The sequence below is a fragment of the Verrucomicrobiia bacterium genome (assembly GCA_019634635.1).
In the GTDB taxonomy this organism is placed as follows: Bacteria; Verrucomicrobiota; Verrucomicrobiia; order Limisphaerales; family UBA9464; genus UBA9464.
This window is the reverse complement of record JAHCBB010000004.1, coordinates 240,243-256,326: the sequence shown is the minus strand read 5'-3', so window position 1 is coordinate 256,326 and position 16,084 is coordinate 240,243. Positions and strand designations below refer to the sequence as shown.

Here is a 16,084-nt window from a genome sequence, read left to right as displayed (position 1 = left end):
GCTCACCAAAATGCGCGATTGGGCGGGACCAAGAGCTCTGCGTAGAATACCCCAAATACCAGAGCCTCCCCACGATCCCCGCAGCCCCTCAACACGCGCAGCGGAAGGAGTCACGGACGTGCGGGAGCGCGTCCCTACCCGTCTGGTAGGGGCGTGTTCCACCGCGACCCACTTCGATTCCGCTGCGTTCGTGCACAAACGATCGGGAACGCGGGAAGCGCCAGGTGCCAGGGCCTACCCACGATCCCCGCAACCACTCCAAACGCGCAGCGGAGGACGTCACGGACGTGCGGGAGCGCGTCCCTACCCCACTCCGGGCGTGTTCCATCGCGACCCAATTCAGCTCCGCCACGTCTGCGGGACGACGTCTTCAGGCACCGGGGACGACCGCCCGGTCCTTGCCAACACCGCGGCCGCATCGTTTCCTTGGCCGCCGGCAGAAGATGCCCGGTTGCGATGAACGTCCTGGTCATTGATGTGGGGGGGACCCAGGTGAAGCTGCTGGCCACCGGCCAGACGACGCGGCGCGCCTTCGCCAGCGGGACACAACTGACGCCGCGACGGCTGGTGTCTGGCGTGCGCCGCCTCACCCGCGACTGGCCGCATGATGTCGTGACCATCGGCTATCCCGGATTCATCCACGGCGGCCGGATCGTCGCCGAACCCCACAACCTCGGCGCCGGCTGGGTGGGATTCGATTTCCATCGTGCCTTCGGCAAGCCGGTAAAGATCCTGAACGACGCCGCCCTGCAGGCCTACGGCAGCTATCGCAAGGGCCGGATGCTGTTCCTCGGGCTCGGGACGGGACTGGGGTCGTGCATGATTGTGGACGGCCTCATCGAGCCCATGGAGCTGGCGCACCTGCCCTACCGCAAGGCGACCTTTGAGGACTACGTCGGCTTGCGCGGCCTGGAGCGGCTCGGGAAAAAGCGCTGGCGCCGCGAGGTGGCCCGCGTCGTCGAGGCCCTCGCTGCGGCCCTCGAGCCCGACGACATCGTCATCGGCGGGGGCAACGTGAAGCAATTGAAGGAACTCCCGCCGGGCTGCCGCGCGGGCGACAACGCCAACGCCTTTGCGGGCGGATTCCGGTTGTGGGAGTCCCGCGGCAAGCCGGCGGGCGCCCGACGCGCCCGGGCGCGTCGCGTCCCCCCGCGAAAACCCGCCGCCTGACCCGCCGACCCGGAAGGCGATTCCGCTCTCCCAAGCCTGCACCCCCTCTCCTGATGCGCTCCTCGTCCCAAGTCAGTCCCCTGGTCCAACGTCCCGCCTGGAAGGCCCTCGCCGCCCATCATCGCAAGATCGCCCCGCGCCATCTCCGGGAGCTCTTCAATGCGGACGCCCGGCGCGGCCAGCGCCTGACCGCCACCGGCGCCGGCCTGTTTCTCGACTACTCGAAGAACCGGGTGACCGACGAGACCCTGCAACGGCTGGTGCGCCTCGCGGAGGATTGCGGCGTGCGCGACCGCATGGAGGCGATGTTCAATGGCGAGCGCATCAACCGCACCGAGAACCGATCCGTGCTGCACGTGGCCCTGCGCGCCCCGCGCAACGCCTCCATCCTGGCCGACGGCCGGAACGTCGTGCCCGAGGTCCACGAAACCCTCGACCGCATGGCCGCCTTCGCCATCCGCCTTCGCGACGGCCACTGGAAGGGGCACACGGGACGCCCGATCCGCAACGTGATCAACATTGGCATCGGCGGATCCGACCTCGGACCCGTGATGGCTTATGAGGCGCTCCGGCATTACAGCGACCGCGACCGGACGTTTCGCTTCGTGTCCAACGTGGACGGGATGGATTTTGTCGAGGCCACGCGAGACCTGGACCCGGCGGAGACGCTCTTCGTGGTCTCCTCCAAGACGTTCACCACGCTGGAGACCATGACCAACGCGGCCAGTGCCCGGGACTGGCTCCTGCAGGGACTCGGCGGTGATTCGTCGGCGGTGGCCCGGCACTTCGTCGCGGTGTCCACCAATGCCGAAAAGGTCGCAGCCTTCGGCATTGATACCGCGAACATGTTCGGTTTCTGGGACTGGGTCGGCGGGCGCTACTCGATGGATTCGGCGATCGGCCTGTCCACGATGATCGCCATCGGACCGGACCGCTTTCGCGAGCTGCTGGAGGGTTTCCACGCGATGGACCGTCACTTCCGCACCGCGCCCTTCGAACGGAACCTGCCGGTCCTGATGGCGCTGCTGACGGTGTGGTACACGGAGTTTTTCGACGCCCAGACCGTGGCGGTGCTGCCGTACGAGCAATACCTGAAGCGATTTCCGGCCTACCTGCAGCAGCTCACGATGGAGAGCAACGGCAAGTCGGTGACGCTGGATGGAATCCGGGTGCGATACCAGACGGGGCCGGTGTATTGGGGCGAGCCCGGCACCAACGGCCAGCATTCGTTCTACCAGCTCATCCACCAGGGCACCCGGCTCATCCCCTGTGACTTCATCGGCTTCGCGCACGCGCTGGTGCCGTTGGGACGCCACCACGACATGCTGATGGCCAATGTCTTTGCCCAGGCCGAGGCCCTGGCCTTTGGCAAGTCGGCGTCCGAGGTGGCCGCCGAAGGCACGCCGCGATGGCTGGTGCCGCACCGCGTCTTCGAGGGCAACCGCCCGTCCAACGTGCTGCTCGCCAGCCGGCTCACCCCGTACACCCTCGGCAGCCTCGTGGCTCTCTACGAGCACAGCGTCTTCACCCAGGGCGCCATCTGGGACATCAATTCGTTTGATCAATGGGGCGTCGAACTGGGGAAGGCCCTGGCCCAACGGATCATTCCCGAGCTGGAATCGCCGAAGCTGCCGCGGTTGCGTCACGACAGTTCCACCAACCAGCTCATCCGCCGGTACCGCCGCATGAAGGCGGATTCCGGAGCCGCGGACTGAAGCCCGAACGGACGGCGCGGTCAGCGCTCCTTGCGCTTCGGGCGCCTCTCGCGGGGCACCTTGCCGGTCGTCGGCACGACGATGTTGGTGCCGGGAACCCATCCCAGTTCCCGGCCGTCGAGGTACAGGGTTCGGGGCACCAATTCGACAACGTGCCCGAACACATCGAGCGCCACCGAGCCCGGGAGAAAGGTGGTGTCAAGAAACTCCACCGGGCCGTAGGGGAAGATGTTGGTGTTGGGCTGCGAAAAGACCCGGAGATAGGGGGCGTTTGTGAACCGGGCCGGCGCCGTCTCCCCGGGGAAGGTGAGCGTCACCGGTCCGCCCACCAGGAGGCGATGGTGTTCGATCCGCATCACCGGTGTGCCATCGGGCAGCTTGTCCTGGGTGACCGCCCAGGGCCCTCCCCGCTGCCGGTAGGCCATGCAGGCGCCGTAAAAGGTGATGTAGAGAAACAGGGTCGCGAAAAACAGGGCGACGAACCCCTTCGCCGCCTTGGTGCCGTCGTCATTCAATCCCGGACATGTTGCGGGAGGGGCAGGATCCGGACGAGCGGGAATTCAACGCGTGCCACGCTCCACGGGTTCTCCTGCGGCGGCGAGGCCAAAGATCCGAAAGGGATCACCGCACGGTCGGATCTCCGGTCAGCGGCCCGCCCGAGTCGCCTCCGCAGCCGCCAGCAGGACGCGGGCCCGATCGAGCGCCCGCTGCAAGGGACCGCACACGTTGCCCTCCCCCAGCAGATCGGGGATCCCGGCCCGTTCCAACTCCCGGCGCACCTCGGGTTGCACGCCGCAGACGACGACCCGGGTTTTGCCGCCACCGAGAATGCGCTTGAGAACCTCCTTCAGGCTGTGGATGCCCGTGGCGTCAATCATCGGCACGTGACGCATGCGGATGATCAACACCCCGGGCGGCGCCTTGCCGATGACGCCGATGGACTCCTTGAAACTGTGCGCGGCACCGAAGAAAAGCGGTCCCTGGACCTCGTACACCTCGACGCCGTCGGGAATCTCGCGCCGGACCGCCGCCTCGGGATCCTCGCCCTCCTCTTCCGTCAGCGAATCGCTGATGGATTTCACCCGGCTCAGTTGCGCCATGCTGCGCATGAAGAGAAACGCCGCCAGGACCATGCCCACCTCGATCGCCACGGTCAGGTCCACCAGAACGGTGAGCAGCAGCGTGGTGACCAGCACCAGCGCATCTGCCGGCGGCCCCTTGAACACGGTCACGGCCGACCGCCATTCACTCATGTTGTAGGCCACCACGGCGAGGATCCCGGCCAGGCACGAGAGGGGGATCCATTTGGCCCACTTTCCGGCGAACAGCACGATCACCAGCAGCGTCGCCGCGTGGACCATGCCGGCCACCGGCGTCCGCCCCCCGTTCTTGATGTTGGTGGCGGTGCGCGCGATCGCGCCGGTTGCGGGGATGCCTCCGAACAATCCGGAGCCGATGTTGGCGACGCCCTGTGCGACCAGTTCCTGGTTGGACCGGTGGCTGCCGCCGGTCATCCCGTCGGCCACCACCGCCGACAGCAGGGATTCGATCGCCCCGAGCAAGGCGATGGTGAAGGCGGGGCCCACCAGATCCCGGAGCGTGGCCAGGTCCATCGCCGGCAGGTGCGGCACGGGAAGGCCCCCAGAAATCTCCCCGAAGCGGGTGGCAATGGTTTCCACCGGCAACCGGCCCCACTGCACGGCGACCGTTGCCACCACGATGGCAATGAGGGAGCCCGGGATTCGGGTCGTCACCCTGGGGGTGAGGACGATGATCGCCACGGTGCCGATCGCGATGGAGGCCGCCACCCAGTTGATCCCTCCGGCGTGTCGCAGGTAGGCGGTCCATTTGTGGAGGAACTCTGCCGGGACAGCCCCCATGTCCAGGCCCAGGAAATCCTTGATCTGTGACGACAGGATCAAGAGGGCGATCCCGGACGTGAACCCCACGATCAAGGAGTGCGGGATGAACTGGATCACCACCCCCAGCCGCGCCACCCCCATCAGGATCAAAAGAAACCCGGCCATGAATGTCGCCGCCGTCAGGCCCGGGAGGCCGTGTCGTTCGACAATGCCATAGACGATGACGATGAAGGCCCCGGTCGGTCCTCCGATTTGGACCCGGCTGCCGCTCAGGGCGGAGATGAGGAATCCGGCGACAATCGCAGTGATCAGTCCCTTGTCCGGCGGCACCCCGGAGGCGATGGCGAATGCGATGGCCAGGGGCAGCGCCACGATGCCCACGATGACCCCCGCGGTGATATCGGGCAGGAGCTGCCGGCGCGGATAGCCTTCCCGGATCAGGGAGACCAGTTTCGGGGTGAACATCCCGGGAGGAAACAGGCGACCCATGAAGGAATTGGACGGTTCCAAGAGCGGATCCTGTTCCGGCGCGCCCCTCCGTCAAGAATGGCGATTCACCCCGCCCGTTCGAGATGCGGGCCCGCGAGGCGGCGGGCGCGGACCGCCCGCATCGCCACTGCGGGAAATCTCGCCCGCGACCGGCACCGCGGCTACGGTCGCGGCGACGGATGCGTCTGCTCGACCGCTATCTCCTGCGTGAACTGCTGGTCCCGCTGGGATTCTGCCTCGCCGCGTTCCTGATCTTCTGGATCACCTTCGACCTGTTCGGCCAGCTCGACACGTTCCAAGACCGCCTTTGGACGGTGGGCGACATTGCGGAGTATTACTACCTGAAGCTCCCGGAGCTCCTGAACATTGTCCTGCCCGTCTCCCTGCTTCTGGCGCTCTTGTACGCGCTCACCCAGCACGCGCGGCATAACGAGCTGATCGCCATGCGCGCGGCCGGACGCAGCCTGTGGCGGATCTGCCTGCCGTACTTCCTGCTGGGATTCCTGTTCACCGGGTTTCTCTCGGGCGTCAACGAGCGGCTGCTGACCGACGCAGCAGGGCGGTTGCAGCAACTGGAGGGACGCCGCCGGCAGGCCGGCGGACCGGCGGCCGGACGGTGGCGGGAGCGGGTGGATTTTCTGAACCAGTCGGCCCAGCGCCAGTGGAGCCTTGGAGCCTTCCAGGTGGACACCGCCGAACTGCGCCAGCCGCGGGTCGCCATGTTGCTGCCGCCCGGTGCGCATCGGGAGATCCTCGCAGAGACGGGCTGGTGGACGAACGGGTACTGGTATCTGGAGGACGGCACGGAACGGCTCTACCGGGCCGCAGAGGACGCCGCGCCCGCGGAAACCCGGCGGCGGGTGCTGACCGCTGTGGACATGGGGGGCGGTCCCGACGCCCTCGCCGCATGGGCCGGCAATCTGGTGACCGTCTCCAACGAGGTGGTGGCGATCACCAATCTCAGCCACGGGGACGAGTTCACGCGACGCCAATGGTCGGTCCGGTCCCTCGAACTGACCAACGACCTGCTCTCGGGCTTCCGCTTCTCGCAGCCGCTGGAGCCCGGTGCCCGCCGGGTGCTGGTGGGGGAGGCAGGCCTCTGGACCAATGGCCACTGGCGCTTCAGCAACGTCCGCGAGTGGCTGTTCCGCTCGGGGACCGACGCGGAACCGGTGACCGTCCTGCACGCGGAACTCGACCTGCCGGAATTGAGCGAATCCCCGGACCTGATTCGCAGCGAGATCCGGGTTGGCGAGGTGTTGTCCCGGTCCCGGACCATGCGCAGCGCCGACCTGCCGATCCGCGATGTGCTGGCCTACCTGCGGCTGCATCCGCAGTTGTCGCGAAGGGATCGCAGCCTGCTGGAAACCCAGTTGCACGCCCGCATTGCCGCACCCTGGACCTGTGTCGTGGTGGTCCTGATCGCGATCCCGTTCGGGGCGCCGTCGGGGCGCCGGAACATCTTCTATGGCGTCGCCGGCAGCCTGGCCTGGGGTTTCCTGTACTTCACCGTGCAGCGCCTCGGTTTTGCCCTCGGCCAGAGCGGAACGGTGGCCCCCTGGTTGGGGGCCTGGCTGCCCAACGCCACCTTTGGCAGCCTGGGCCTGTGGATGACCTCCCGGGTCCGCTGAGCCATGGATGAACCCGCCGACCTGCGCGCGCGCATCCAACGCCTGGAGACCCTGCAGCGGGTGAGCCGCGTCCTGCACTCCACGCTCGAGCTGCGCGAATCGCTGGAGCTGATCCTCGGGGAGATGATGGCCCTGGTCCCGGCGACCAGCGGCCTGGTGGCCCTGATAAATCCGACGACGCGCTTCCTCGAGATCGAGGCGGCGCTCGGGCTGCCACCGCATGTGCGCTCCATGCGCTTCCGAGTCGGCGAGGGCTCCGCAGGGTGGGCCGCCCGCACCGGACGCCCGATCCTCGTGGCCGACACCACCCGCGATGGCCGCCACCTGCCCCTGCGGCGCAACATCCGCTCCGAGCTCGCCATCCCCCTGCGGGTCGCGGGCGAGGTCCGCGGCGTGGTCGCCCTGCATGCCGACCGTCCCGCCGCCTTCAGTCCCGCGGACCTGGATCTCCTCGGGGAAATCGCGGCGCTGGCCAGCCCCGCGATCCGCAACACCTGGCACTATGAGCAGGCGCGGCTCAAGGCACGCTTTCTCGAATCCCTGGTGCGCGTCGGGCAGATCATCAACTCGACCATCAGCCGGGACGAGGCGCTGCAGGTCATCACCCGGGAGGCCCGCAGCCTCCTCCAGGCCCGCATGTGTTCGCTGATGATGCTCGACGACTCCGGGGAGTGGATGGTGCTCCGCGCCAGCCACGGCGCGGGTCCGGCGTACCGTTCCAAGCCGCATCTCAATGTGTCCGAAAGCTTCGTCGGCATCGTCCTCCGCCGCAAAAAGGCGATGCAGTTGGAGAACGTCCAGAGCTCCGGCCGCTACCAGAACACCGCGGTGGCCCGCGAGGAGGGCCTGGTATCCCTGCTCTCCGTGCCGCTGGTCTTTGCCGGCAAGGCCATCGGCGCGCTCAACCTGTACACCGGTGAACCCCATACGTTTTCTGACGAGGAGGTCCGGTCCCTGTCGGCCTACGCGGACCTCTCGGCCGTGGCGCTCGACAAGGCCCGGCTGTACGACCGCACCGTGGCGGTCGAGGAGCAGCTCCGCGAGAGCGAGCGGTTGACCGCCCTGGGGCTCCTGGCTGCGGAACTGGCCCACGAGATCCGCAACCCGCTCACCGTAATGAAAATGCTGCACCACTCGATCCGCAGCGGATTCGACCCCGGTGAACCGACCGCCACCGACCTGCGGGTCATGGGGGAGAAGATGGATCACCTGAACCGGATCGTGGACCGCGTGCTCGATCTCGCCCGCCGCAACGAGCCGGAACTCTCGAGGGTGCAGATCAACCGGCTGCTGGACGATCTCGGTCTGCTGATCCGGCACAAGTGCCGGTCGCAGCAGGTGGAGCTCGTCCAACGTCTGGCCCCCGGTCTGCCCGAACTGGCCGCCGACCCCACCCAGTTGGAGCAGGCCTTCCTCAACCTGACCCTCAACGCCCTGGAGGCGATGCCAACGGGCGGCCGGTTGGCCATCCAGACCCGGGCCCTGGGGCGCCGCGGATCCGGTAATCCCTCCCACGTCATGGTGCGCTTCCGCGATTCCGGCACCGGCATGCCCGAGGAGCAGCGCCAGCGGGCGTTCACGCCGCTGCTGGGCTCCACCAAGCCCAAGGGCACCGGACTGGGCCTCGCGATGGTCCAGCGCGTGGTGGAGGCCCACGAAGGCCGCCTGCGCATCTGGTCCGCTGTCGGACGCGGCACCGCCATCGCCATGATCCTCCCCGTGCGCCCCCCGCCCCCGGAGGCCCCGGTCATCCCAGCCCCAGATTTCGAAGCACCCTGACGGTCGAATGGGCCTTGTTCAGTGTGTAGAAGTGGATGCCCGGCGCCCCCTGGCGCAGCAGGTCCTCGCACTGGCGCGAGCAATATTCGATCCCGAAGTCCGTCACCGCGGCGTCGTCATCCCCAAGCGCCTCCAATCGCGACAGGAAGGCCTCTGGCAACCGGGCGCCGCACATCTGGGTGAATTTCTTGGTCTGGCCGCCCGACAACACCGGCATCAGCCCGGGAATCAACGGTACGGTCACACCCAGTCGGCGCGTGAGGTGGTCCCGAAACCGATGGTAGTCGTCGTTGTCGAAAAAAAGCTGGGTGACCACGAAGTCCGCACCCGCCTCCACCTTCCGGGCAAGGAATTCCCAGTCCACCAGGCGTCCCCCGGCCTGCGCCACGTGCCCCTCCGGAAATCCTGCCGTCCCGATGCTGAACCCGCCCCGGCGCTTCAGGTACGCCACGAGTTCGGATGAGAATTCAAATCCCCCCTCCGTCTTGATCCACGGGCCGGTCCCTCCGGGCGGATCGCCCCGCAACGCCAGCACATTGCGCACCCCCCGTGACGCCGCCTCGTCCACCACCTGCCGGATGTCGGCCTCCGTCGCATTGACACAGGTCAGATGCATCATCGCGGTCAGCCCGAAGTCGCGCTGGATCCGCTCCACGATCGCCAGCGTCTTCTCCCGGGTGGATCCTCCGGCGCCGTAGGTCACCGAGCAGTACGCTGGATGAGCCTCCAGCAACGCGGGAAGCGTCTGGTCAAACAGCGTCCGCTCCCCTTCCGGTGTCTTCGGGGGGAAAAATTCCACCGAAATGGCGGGACGCCCCGCCACCGCGGCCTCGGCGTGAAGCTCGTGAATCAGCCGGATCATCGGGAACAGATTGCGAAATTCGACTTGCTTGGACAAGCAATAAATCAACGCATCAGGATTTATTGATATGATGAATTCAAAGCCGGCGAGGGTCCTGGCATGATGACGGTGGGGAGGCGGCGCACCGTGGGTCAAATTCCCATCGGAGGTCTTCGATTTTTCCGAAGCACCCGATACCGTGCGCGGCATACATGAGTGCGCCGATGCCAACCAATTCCCGAGAGGTGGGGCCGTGACGCCCGCCGAAGCCGCCCGACTGCTCGACGCCTTCCGTGAGGGCCGCGCCTCACGCGAGGACGTCCTGCACGCCTTTCAAGCCGCCCCGGTGGCCGATCTGGGATTTGCCTCCGTGGACCTGCACCGGGAACTCCGCAAGGGGTGTCCGGAGGTCATCTTCGGCGCGGGCAAGTCGCCGGAACAGCTGACGGCCATCGCCGGGGAAATCGTGAAGGCCAGCGGGCGGGTCCTGATCACGCGCGTCGCCGAGGACCATGCCCAGGCGGTCCGCCGCGCCTTCCGCCAGGCCCGGCACCACGAGGTGGCGCGCTGCATCACGGTGGAATCGGACCGCCCGCCCATCCGCATCGGCAACGTGGCGGTGGTTTGTGCCGGGACCAGCGACCTTCCCGTGGCCGAGGAGGCCGCCGTGACCGCCGAATTCATGGGCAGTCATGTCACGCGGGTTCACGACGTCGGGGTCGCCGGACTCCACCGCCTGCTGGCTCGTCTGGACGACCTGCAGCGGGCCCGTGTGGTGGTCGTGGTCGCCGGCATGGAGGCCGCACTGCCCAGTGTGGTCGGCGGGCTCATGGATCGTCCCCTGATCGGCGTGCCGACCAGCATCGGATACGGCTCCCATTTCGGCGGACTTACCGCCCTGCTCGGCATGCTCAACTCGTGTGCAAGCGGCCTGACCGTGGTGAACATAGACAACGGCTTCGGAGGCGGCTATGCCGCGGCCCGCATCAACGCCCTCCCGGACTCCGCGTGATCCCCGTTCCCCCGGACGTTCCATCGCGATCCCGCCGCGGCCCCCTCCACGAGTGAACTTCCCCGATCCCCTTCCCGATATCCGCGGCGAACCCCGGGAGGCCCTCGAACAACGCTTCCGCGATTGGCAGGAGCCCGCGTACCGGCTCGGGCAGTTGCTCGACTGGCTGCACGCCCGGAGGGCGGTGTCGTGGGACGCGATGACCAACCTGCCGCGTCCGCTCCGCAAGCGGCTCGCCGGGGCCTACTCGCTGACCCTCCCGGCCCTCGTGCAGGTCCAGGGCTCCGGGGATACCACCCGCAAGTTCCTCTGGCGACTGGCCGACGGCAGCCTGGTGGAAAGCGTGCTCATCCCGGCGAACCCGGCGCTGTACGGGGACCGCAGCGACCGGCACACCCTCTGCATTTCCACCCAGGTGGGCTGCGCCTACGGGTGCCGGTTCTGCGCCAGCGGACTCGACGGGTGGAAGCGCAACCTGCTGCCCCACGAAATCTCCGGACAGGTCCTCGCCGTCGAGCGCTGGCACGCCTCACAGGCGGCGGCAAATCGGACCGGAGCCCCCCGGCTCGTGAACAACATCGTCGTCATGGGCATGGGCGAACCCATGGCCAACCTGGATAACGTCCTCGCCGCCCTGCGCGTGCTCAACGCCCCGTGGGGCGGCCAGATCGGCGCCCGCAAGATCACCCTGTCCACCAGCGGCGTCGTCCCGGGCATCCGCGCCCTGGCGGACGATCCCCTCCAATTCCGACTCGCCATCTCCCTGCACGGTGCGACGGACGAGGTCCGCAACCGCATCATGCCGGTGAACCGCAAGTACCCGCTCGCCGAACTCCGGGCCGCCTGCCGGTACTATGTCGAACGGAAAGGCCGGATGCTGACTTTGGAGTACATCCTCATCGAGGGCGTCAATGCGGATCCGCGACAGGTGCCCGACCTCGCCACACTGGCCCGCGACCTCCAGGCGAAGGTGAACCTGATTCCCTACAATCGGGTCGAGGGACTTCCCTGGGAGCGCCCCATGGTCGCCGTTTGCGAGGCCTTCGCCGATGCCCTGCGCGCCCGCGGCGTGCCCACCACGCTGCGGCTGGAGAAGGGTCATGACATTGACGCGGCCTGCGGCCAGTTGCGCCTGCGCACCCTGCGCGACCTCGCGGACACCCCGGGTTCCTCCGATGCGACGGAGGCGACGGAGGCCATTGCCGCCCCCGGGCCACGGCCATAGGCTGCGCCCGGGTCTCGTCGCCCGATCATGCTCGCCCTTCTGGATTACGGTTCCGGCAACATCCGCAGCGTCGAAAAAGCGCTTCAAGCCGTCGGGGCCCCCGTGGTTCGCGTCGCCCATCCCGGAAACCTCGGCGCCGCCCGGGGCGTCGTGCTCCCCGGCGTCGGGGCCTTCGACGACTGCCTCAATGCGCTGGAACGTCAGGCACTGGCCGGGGCGGTGCGCGACTGGATCCAGGCCGGCCGGCCGTTTCTCGGAATCTGCGTGGGCTACCAGGCGCTGTTCGATCGGAGCGACGAATTCAACTCCTGCGCGGCTGGTCTCGGGATCTTCCGCGGCCCGGTGGTGCGCTTCCAACCGACTCCCGCAGAGCCGAGATTGAAGGTTCCTCAGATCGGGTGGAACGAGGTGTCCATCACCCCGGCCGGCGCGTCCCTGTTCGAGGGCATTCCCGACCGCAGCCACTTCTACTTCGTCCACAGCTTTTATCCCCGTCCCGAGGAGGACTCCCTGGTCGCAGGCCGCACGACCTATGGCGTTCCATTCGCCGCCGCCATCTGCCGGGACAACGTCTGGGCGACGCAGTTTCACCCGGAGAAAAGCCAGCGGGTCGGTCTCCAATTGCTCGCCAACTTTGCCCGGTACACCGCGCGGTAGGCTTGTTTGAACCCTGCATCACCCCTCCCCGAGGGTCAGGACGGCGTAGTTTCTCCGGCCCTTGCGCAGGAGCAGATGCCTGCCGAAGAGCAGGTCGGCCGGGGTGACCCGGCGTGCCGGATCGGTCTGGCGTTCGTTGTTGAGGTAGAGACCTCCGCCCTCAAGATCCTTGCGCGACTGGCCCTTGCTCGAACACAGCCCTGCGTGGACGAAGAGCTCCACGAGTGGCGCTCCCTCGCCGGCAAGCGCGCCCGGCGGCAGGGCCCGGCCGGGCACCTCGCCCACCACCTCTGCAAAGGTAGCCTCCTCCAATCCCTCGATGGGCCCCCCGGAAAACAGAAGTTCGCTGGCGCGGACGGCCTCCGCCGCGGCGGTCTCGCCATGGATCAATCCGGTGACCGCGCGGGCCAGGGCGCGATGCGCCACCCGGCGCCCGGGATCCGCGGCATGCTGCGCTTCCAGGGATTCGATCTCGTCGCGCCCGAGGAAGGTGAAAAACTTGAGGTACTTCACCACATCCGCGTCCTCCGTGTTCACCCAGAACTGGAAGAAGCGGTACGGACTGGTCCGCCGCGGATCCAACCACACCGCGCCCCCCTCGGTCTTGCCGAATTTGGTGCCATCCGCCTTGGTGATCAGCGGCAGCGTGAGACCAAACGCCGTTCGTCCGAGCTTCCTGCGGATGAGCTCCAGTCCCATGGTGATGTTGCCCCACTGGTCCGATCCCCCGATCTGGAGTTCGCAGGTGTGGTCCCGTGCCAGCACGTAAAAGTCGAAGGCCTGGAGGAGCATGTAACTGAATTCCGTGAAGCTGATGCCCGCGTCGCGATCCTCCATGCGGGAGCGGACGGATTCCTTGGCCACCATCTGGTTCACGGTGAAGTGCTTGCCCACATCGCGCAGGAACTCCACGAAGGACACGCCATCGGTCCACGACGCATTGTTCACCAGGAGGGCGGTATTGGGGATCACTTGGAAATCGAGCAACCGCTCGAGCTGCCGGCCGACGGCGGCGACGTTGGCGGCGATCTGTTCAGGCGTGAGCAGGTTGCGCTCGGCGGACTTGCCGCTGGGATCCCCGACGCTTCCTGTGGCCCCGCCGGCGACGGCAATCGGACAGTGCCCCGCGTTTTGGAACCGCCTCAGGGCGAGCAGCGGCACCAGGTGACCCACATGTAGCGAGTCGGCGGTCGGGTCGAAGCCACAGTAGAGCGTGATCCGACCCGACCCGATCCGCTGCCGCAGGCCTGGCAGATCGGTGCAATCCGCCAGCAGGCCACGCCACTCAAAATCATCGAGGATGTTCATCGGAACCCCGAGGTTATCGCGGCCCGGCGTCGCCGTGGACAAGGAGGAAGTTGCCGTCGTGCGACCCGCCGAAATCCCGCCGCGTTCGTGCACGGGCGACCGGGACCGCGGGAAGCGCCAGGCGCCAAAGCCTCCCCGCGATCCCCGCAGCCCCTCCCCACGCGCAGCGGAAGGAGTCACGGACGTGCGGGAGCGCGTCCCTACCCGTCTGGTAGGGGCGTGTTCCACCGCGACCCACTTCGATTCCGCTGCGTTCGTGCGCAAACGATCGGGAACGCGGGAAGCGCCAGGCGCCAGAGCCTCCCCGCGATCCCCGCAACCACTCCACACGCGCAGCGGAAGGAATCACGGACACGCGGAAGCGCGTCCCTGCCCGTCTGGTAGGGGCGTGTTCCACCGCGACCCACTTCGATTCCGCTGCGTTCGTGCACAAACGACCGGGAACGCGGGAAGCGCCAGGCATCAGAGCCTCCCCGCTCAGATCCGCACCGGAAAAATCCTCCCCCGAAACGGCCAATCATCCGCGTTCTGAACCAATCCCCGGCGGATCGGGTTCTCCCGGACGTAGTGCCACGTCTCGTCATACGCCTGCTGGTTGCGAAGGCGATGGTGAAAGGCATCCCGCTGAAAACGGCCCGACCCGATTGCGTGCCGCCGGGTGAACAGCGACTTCCAATACTGGATCCACCGCTCGATGCCACAGCCGAGGTCCGCCGGCGCGCAGACGAGGTGCAAGTGGTCGGGCATCAGAAGATAGTCTCCCACCTGCCAGGCGAGCGCTTGCCGGCTCCAGATCCCAACCAGCGCCTCGTGAACTTCCGCATTCGCCATCCACTGTACGCGGTCCTTTGACGCCACGGTGACGAAGACCGCACACGGTCGTCCCGGAGCGACCAGTACCCCACGCGCCGGATGCTGGCGTCCTGCCTCCCGCACCGTGTCGTGCCAAGGAATCCTCGGGATTAAATCCACGAATTCACTGGAGGGAACGGGAACGCTGATGTCCACCGGTACTCGCTCACCAAAATGCGCGATTGGGCGGGACCAAGAGCTCTGCGTAGAATGCCCCAAATACCAGAGCCTCCCCGCGATCCCCGCAGCCCCTCCCCACGCGCAACGGAAAATGTCACGGACACGCGGAAGCGCGTCCCTGCCCGTCTGGTAGGGGCGTGTTCCACCGCGACCCACTTCGATTCCGCTGCGTTCGTGCACAAACCATCGGGAACGCGGGAAGCGCCAGGCGCCAGAGCCTCCCCACGATCCCCGCAGCCCCTCCCCACGCGCAGCGGAAGGAGTCACGGACGTGCGGGAGCGCGTCCCCCCCCGGGCGGCGCTGCTAATTGCAGTCGCAGGCTTGATTCCGCAGCGCGGGCCACGAGATGCGATACATCGCATTGGTGGCGCCAAGATCTCCGGGCAGGAACCACACCGAATCCCCCGCGACGGCCATGCCTTCCCGGCACAGCTCCACATTGTCCGGGGCCGGTGGTAGCGGTGGGAGTGTCGGCAAATGTTCCAACCTGCGGTCCAGCCACACGAGGCGACTGGCGACGTCGCCCGCCGGCCCGCCGTGCTTCACCAGACCTCCAGCCACCAGCACCCCGTCCACAAACTTCCAGTCCTGGACCGCCAGCCCCGGCCGTTCACCGGGCAGCGGCTTCGCTCCCAGCCCCCGGTGCCTGAGATCGGTTCCGCGAAGGGTCTGCTTCAACCGTCCGCGCAAATCCCACAGGTATACGGCATCGGTGTCCCACGCCGCGCCGACCAGCAGGTCCTCCTGCGGCAGCACCGCCAGCGCGCCAATATGGTCGGCGACCGAGAACTCCACTTCCGGCGCCGGCAGCGGTCCGGACTTCAGGTCGGCGATCGCGTAGGCCCGGATGAAACTGGTTCCCCCATTCCTGCTCATCGCCAGGGGAATCCACAGCCGCTGCCCGTCCGACTGAAATCCTCCGGGATGATCCATTCCGGGTTCACTGCCGCCGAGTTCCCAAAGATCCCACGCCGTTCCATTCCACGCCGTTCGCAACAACAGGGCACGGCGAGGAGCGGGGGTGTCCTGTCGGGCCGTCACGTAGATGGAATCGCCCACGATCTCCAATCCCTGGGTGTGAGCGGTCAGCGGCGCTCCCCGCAGGCGCAGTGCGGGCAGGGCCACTCGTTCGATGGCTGCAGCCCCGGCCCCGCCGGGCGGGACGATGGCACCGCAGATCCCGAGGAGCAGGAGCACCGCGCCCCAACCGCGCCACCCGGATCGCAACCATTGGCCATGGGAACTGCTCATGAGCGGCGGCGCCAGGAGCGTCTGCACCTCAAACGGCTCTGGCCTGCCAGCCATCGGCGGATCTGCAACCGGGGTGAGGGGTAAAGTGAAAGGCCCACTGTGCCTGCGCAC

At 67.4% G+C, this 16,084-nt stretch carries 13 protein-coding genes; 7 read left to right on the top strand and 6 right to left on the bottom strand.

What is annotated here, in order from left to right; genetic code table 11:
* The first annotated feature begins 456 nt into the window (after window positions 1–456).
* Both KF791_04710 and pgi read left to right on the top strand, forming a co-directional pair.
* Complete coding sequence (locus KF791_04710) at window positions 457–1,170, top strand: ROK family protein (protein ID MBX3731879.1); 714 nt, start codon at window positions 457–459, stop codon at window positions 1,168–1,170.
* A 53-nt stretch (window positions 1,171–1,223) separates the two neighbouring features.
* Window positions 1,224–2,885 (top strand): glucose-6-phosphate isomerase, encoded by a 1,662-nt coding sequence (gene pgi / locus KF791_04705; GenBank protein ID MBX3731878.1) that lies wholly within the window; start codon window positions 1,224–1,226, stop codon window positions 2,883–2,885.
* 20 nt (window positions 2,886–2,905) lie between these two features.
* On the opposite strand, the gene KF791_04700 is transcribed toward pgi, so the two are convergent.
* Window positions 2,906–3,400 carry a hypothetical protein gene (locus KF791_04700; protein ID MBX3731877.1) on the bottom strand — a complete coding sequence of 165 codons (495 nt, stop codon included), beginning with the start codon at window positions 3,398–3,400 and terminating at the stop codon, window positions 2,906–2,908.
* A 129-nt stretch (window positions 3,401–3,529) separates the two neighbouring features.
* Entirely contained in the window at window positions 3,530–5,212 is a 1,683-nt protein-coding gene (locus KF791_04695; GenBank protein MBX3731876.1) for an STAS domain-containing protein, read from the bottom strand.
* 203 nt (window positions 5,213–5,415) lie between these two features.
* Here KF791_04695 and KF791_04690 point away from each other — a divergent pair, with 203 nt between their 5' ends.
* The gene (locus tag KF791_04690; protein MBX3731875.1) at window positions 5,416–6,867 is read left to right on the top strand and encodes an LptF/LptG family permease; all 1,452 of its coding nucleotides are present in this window, start codon (window positions 5,416–5,418) and stop codon (window positions 6,865–6,867) included.
* A 3-nt stretch (window positions 6,868–6,870) separates the two neighbouring features.
* Window positions 6,871–8,646, top strand: coding sequence for a GAF domain-containing protein (locus KF791_04685; GenBank protein MBX3731874.1), 1,776 nt, complete (start codon window positions 6,871–6,873; stop codon window positions 8,644–8,646).
* Here the strand turns inward: KF791_04685 and metF are convergent.
* A complete protein-coding gene (metF, locus tag KF791_04680) occupies window positions 8,615–9,508 on the bottom strand; it encodes a methylenetetrahydrofolate reductase [NAD(P)H] (GenBank protein ID MBX3731873.1) in 894 nt (297 codons plus the stop codon). The genes KF791_04685 and metF overlap by 32 nt on opposite strands.
* Before the next feature lie 232 nt (window positions 9,509–9,740).
* Here metF and larB point away from each other — a divergent pair, with 232 nt between their 5' ends.
* From larB to hisH, 3 genes are read left to right on the top strand one after another with little or no spacing between them, the layout of a single operon-like run.
* Complete coding sequence (gene larB / locus KF791_04675) at window positions 9,741–10,499, top strand: nickel pincer cofactor biosynthesis protein LarB (GenBank protein MBX3731872.1); 759 nt, start codon at window positions 9,741–9,743, stop codon at window positions 10,497–10,499.
* A complete protein-coding gene (gene rlmN, locus KF791_04670) occupies window positions 10,459–11,724 on the top strand; it encodes a 23S rRNA (adenine(2503)-C(2))-methyltransferase RlmN (protein ID MBX3731871.1) in 1,266 nt (421 codons plus the stop codon). The genes larB and rlmN overlap by 41 nt, the downstream gene beginning before the upstream one ends.
* Window positions 11,725–11,751: 27 nt before the next feature.
* Window positions 11,752–12,381 carry an imidazole glycerol phosphate synthase subunit HisH gene (hisH, locus tag KF791_04665; protein ID MBX3731870.1) on the top strand — a complete coding sequence of 210 codons (630 nt, stop codon included), beginning with the start codon at window positions 11,752–11,754 and terminating at the stop codon, window positions 12,379–12,381.
* Between the two features lie 18 nt (window positions 12,382–12,399).
* Here the strand turns inward: hisH and KF791_04660 are convergent, their stop codons facing one another.
* From KF791_04660 to KF791_04650, 3 genes are all read right to left on the bottom strand, one after another.
* A complete protein-coding gene (locus KF791_04660) occupies window positions 12,400–13,689 on the bottom strand; it encodes a tyrosine--tRNA ligase (GenBank protein MBX3731869.1) in 1,290 nt (429 codons plus the stop codon).
* 477 nt (window positions 13,690–14,166) lie between these two features.
* Entirely contained in the window at window positions 14,167–14,661 is a 495-nt protein-coding gene (locus KF791_04655; protein MBX3731868.1) for a hypothetical protein, read from the bottom strand.
* Between the two features lie 364 nt (window positions 14,662–15,025).
* Complete coding sequence (locus KF791_04650; GenBank protein ID MBX3731867.1) at window positions 15,026–16,027, bottom strand: hypothetical protein; 1,002 nt, start codon at window positions 16,025–16,027, stop codon at window positions 15,026–15,028.
* Between the last annotated feature and the right edge of the window lie 57 nt (window positions 16,028–16,084).

Excerpts from the sequence above, each read along its gene's own strand:
- KF791_04695 (MBX3731876.1), bottom strand. The coding sequence starts at position 5,212 with ATGTTCACCCCGAAACTGGTCTCCCTGATCCGGGAAGGCTATCCGCGC.
- metF (MBX3731873.1), bottom strand. The coding sequence starts at position 9,508 with ATGATCCGGCTGATTCACGAGCTTCACGCCGAGGCCGCGGTGGCGGGG.
- hisH (MBX3731870.1), top strand. The coding sequence starts at position 11,752 with ATGCTCGCCCTTCTGGATTACGGTTCCGGCAACATCCGCAGCGTCGAA.
- KF791_04660 (MBX3731869.1), bottom strand. The coding sequence starts at position 13,689 with ATGAACATCCTCGATGATTTTGAGTGGCGTGGCCTGCTGGCGGATTGC.
- pgi (MBX3731878.1), top strand. The coding sequence starts at position 1,224 with ATGCGCTCCTCGTCCCAAGTCAGTCCCCTGGTCCAACGTCCCGCCTGG.
- KF791_04650 (MBX3731867.1), bottom strand. The coding sequence starts at position 16,027 with ATGGCTGGCAGGCCAGAGCCGTTTGAGGTGCAGACGCTCCTGGCGCCG.
- KF791_04710 (MBX3731879.1), top strand. The coding sequence starts at position 457 with ATGAACGTCCTGGTCATTGATGTGGGGGGGACCCAGGTGAAGCTGCTG.
- rlmN (MBX3731871.1), top strand. The coding sequence starts at position 10,459 with ATGCCGCGGCCCGCATCAACGCCCTCCCGGACTCCGCGTGATCCCCGT.
- KF791_04690 (MBX3731875.1), top strand. The coding sequence starts at position 5,416 with ATGCGTCTGCTCGACCGCTATCTCCTGCGTGAACTGCTGGTCCCGCTG.
- KF791_04685 (MBX3731874.1), top strand. The coding sequence starts at position 6,871 with ATGGATGAACCCGCCGACCTGCGCGCGCGCATCCAACGCCTGGAGACC.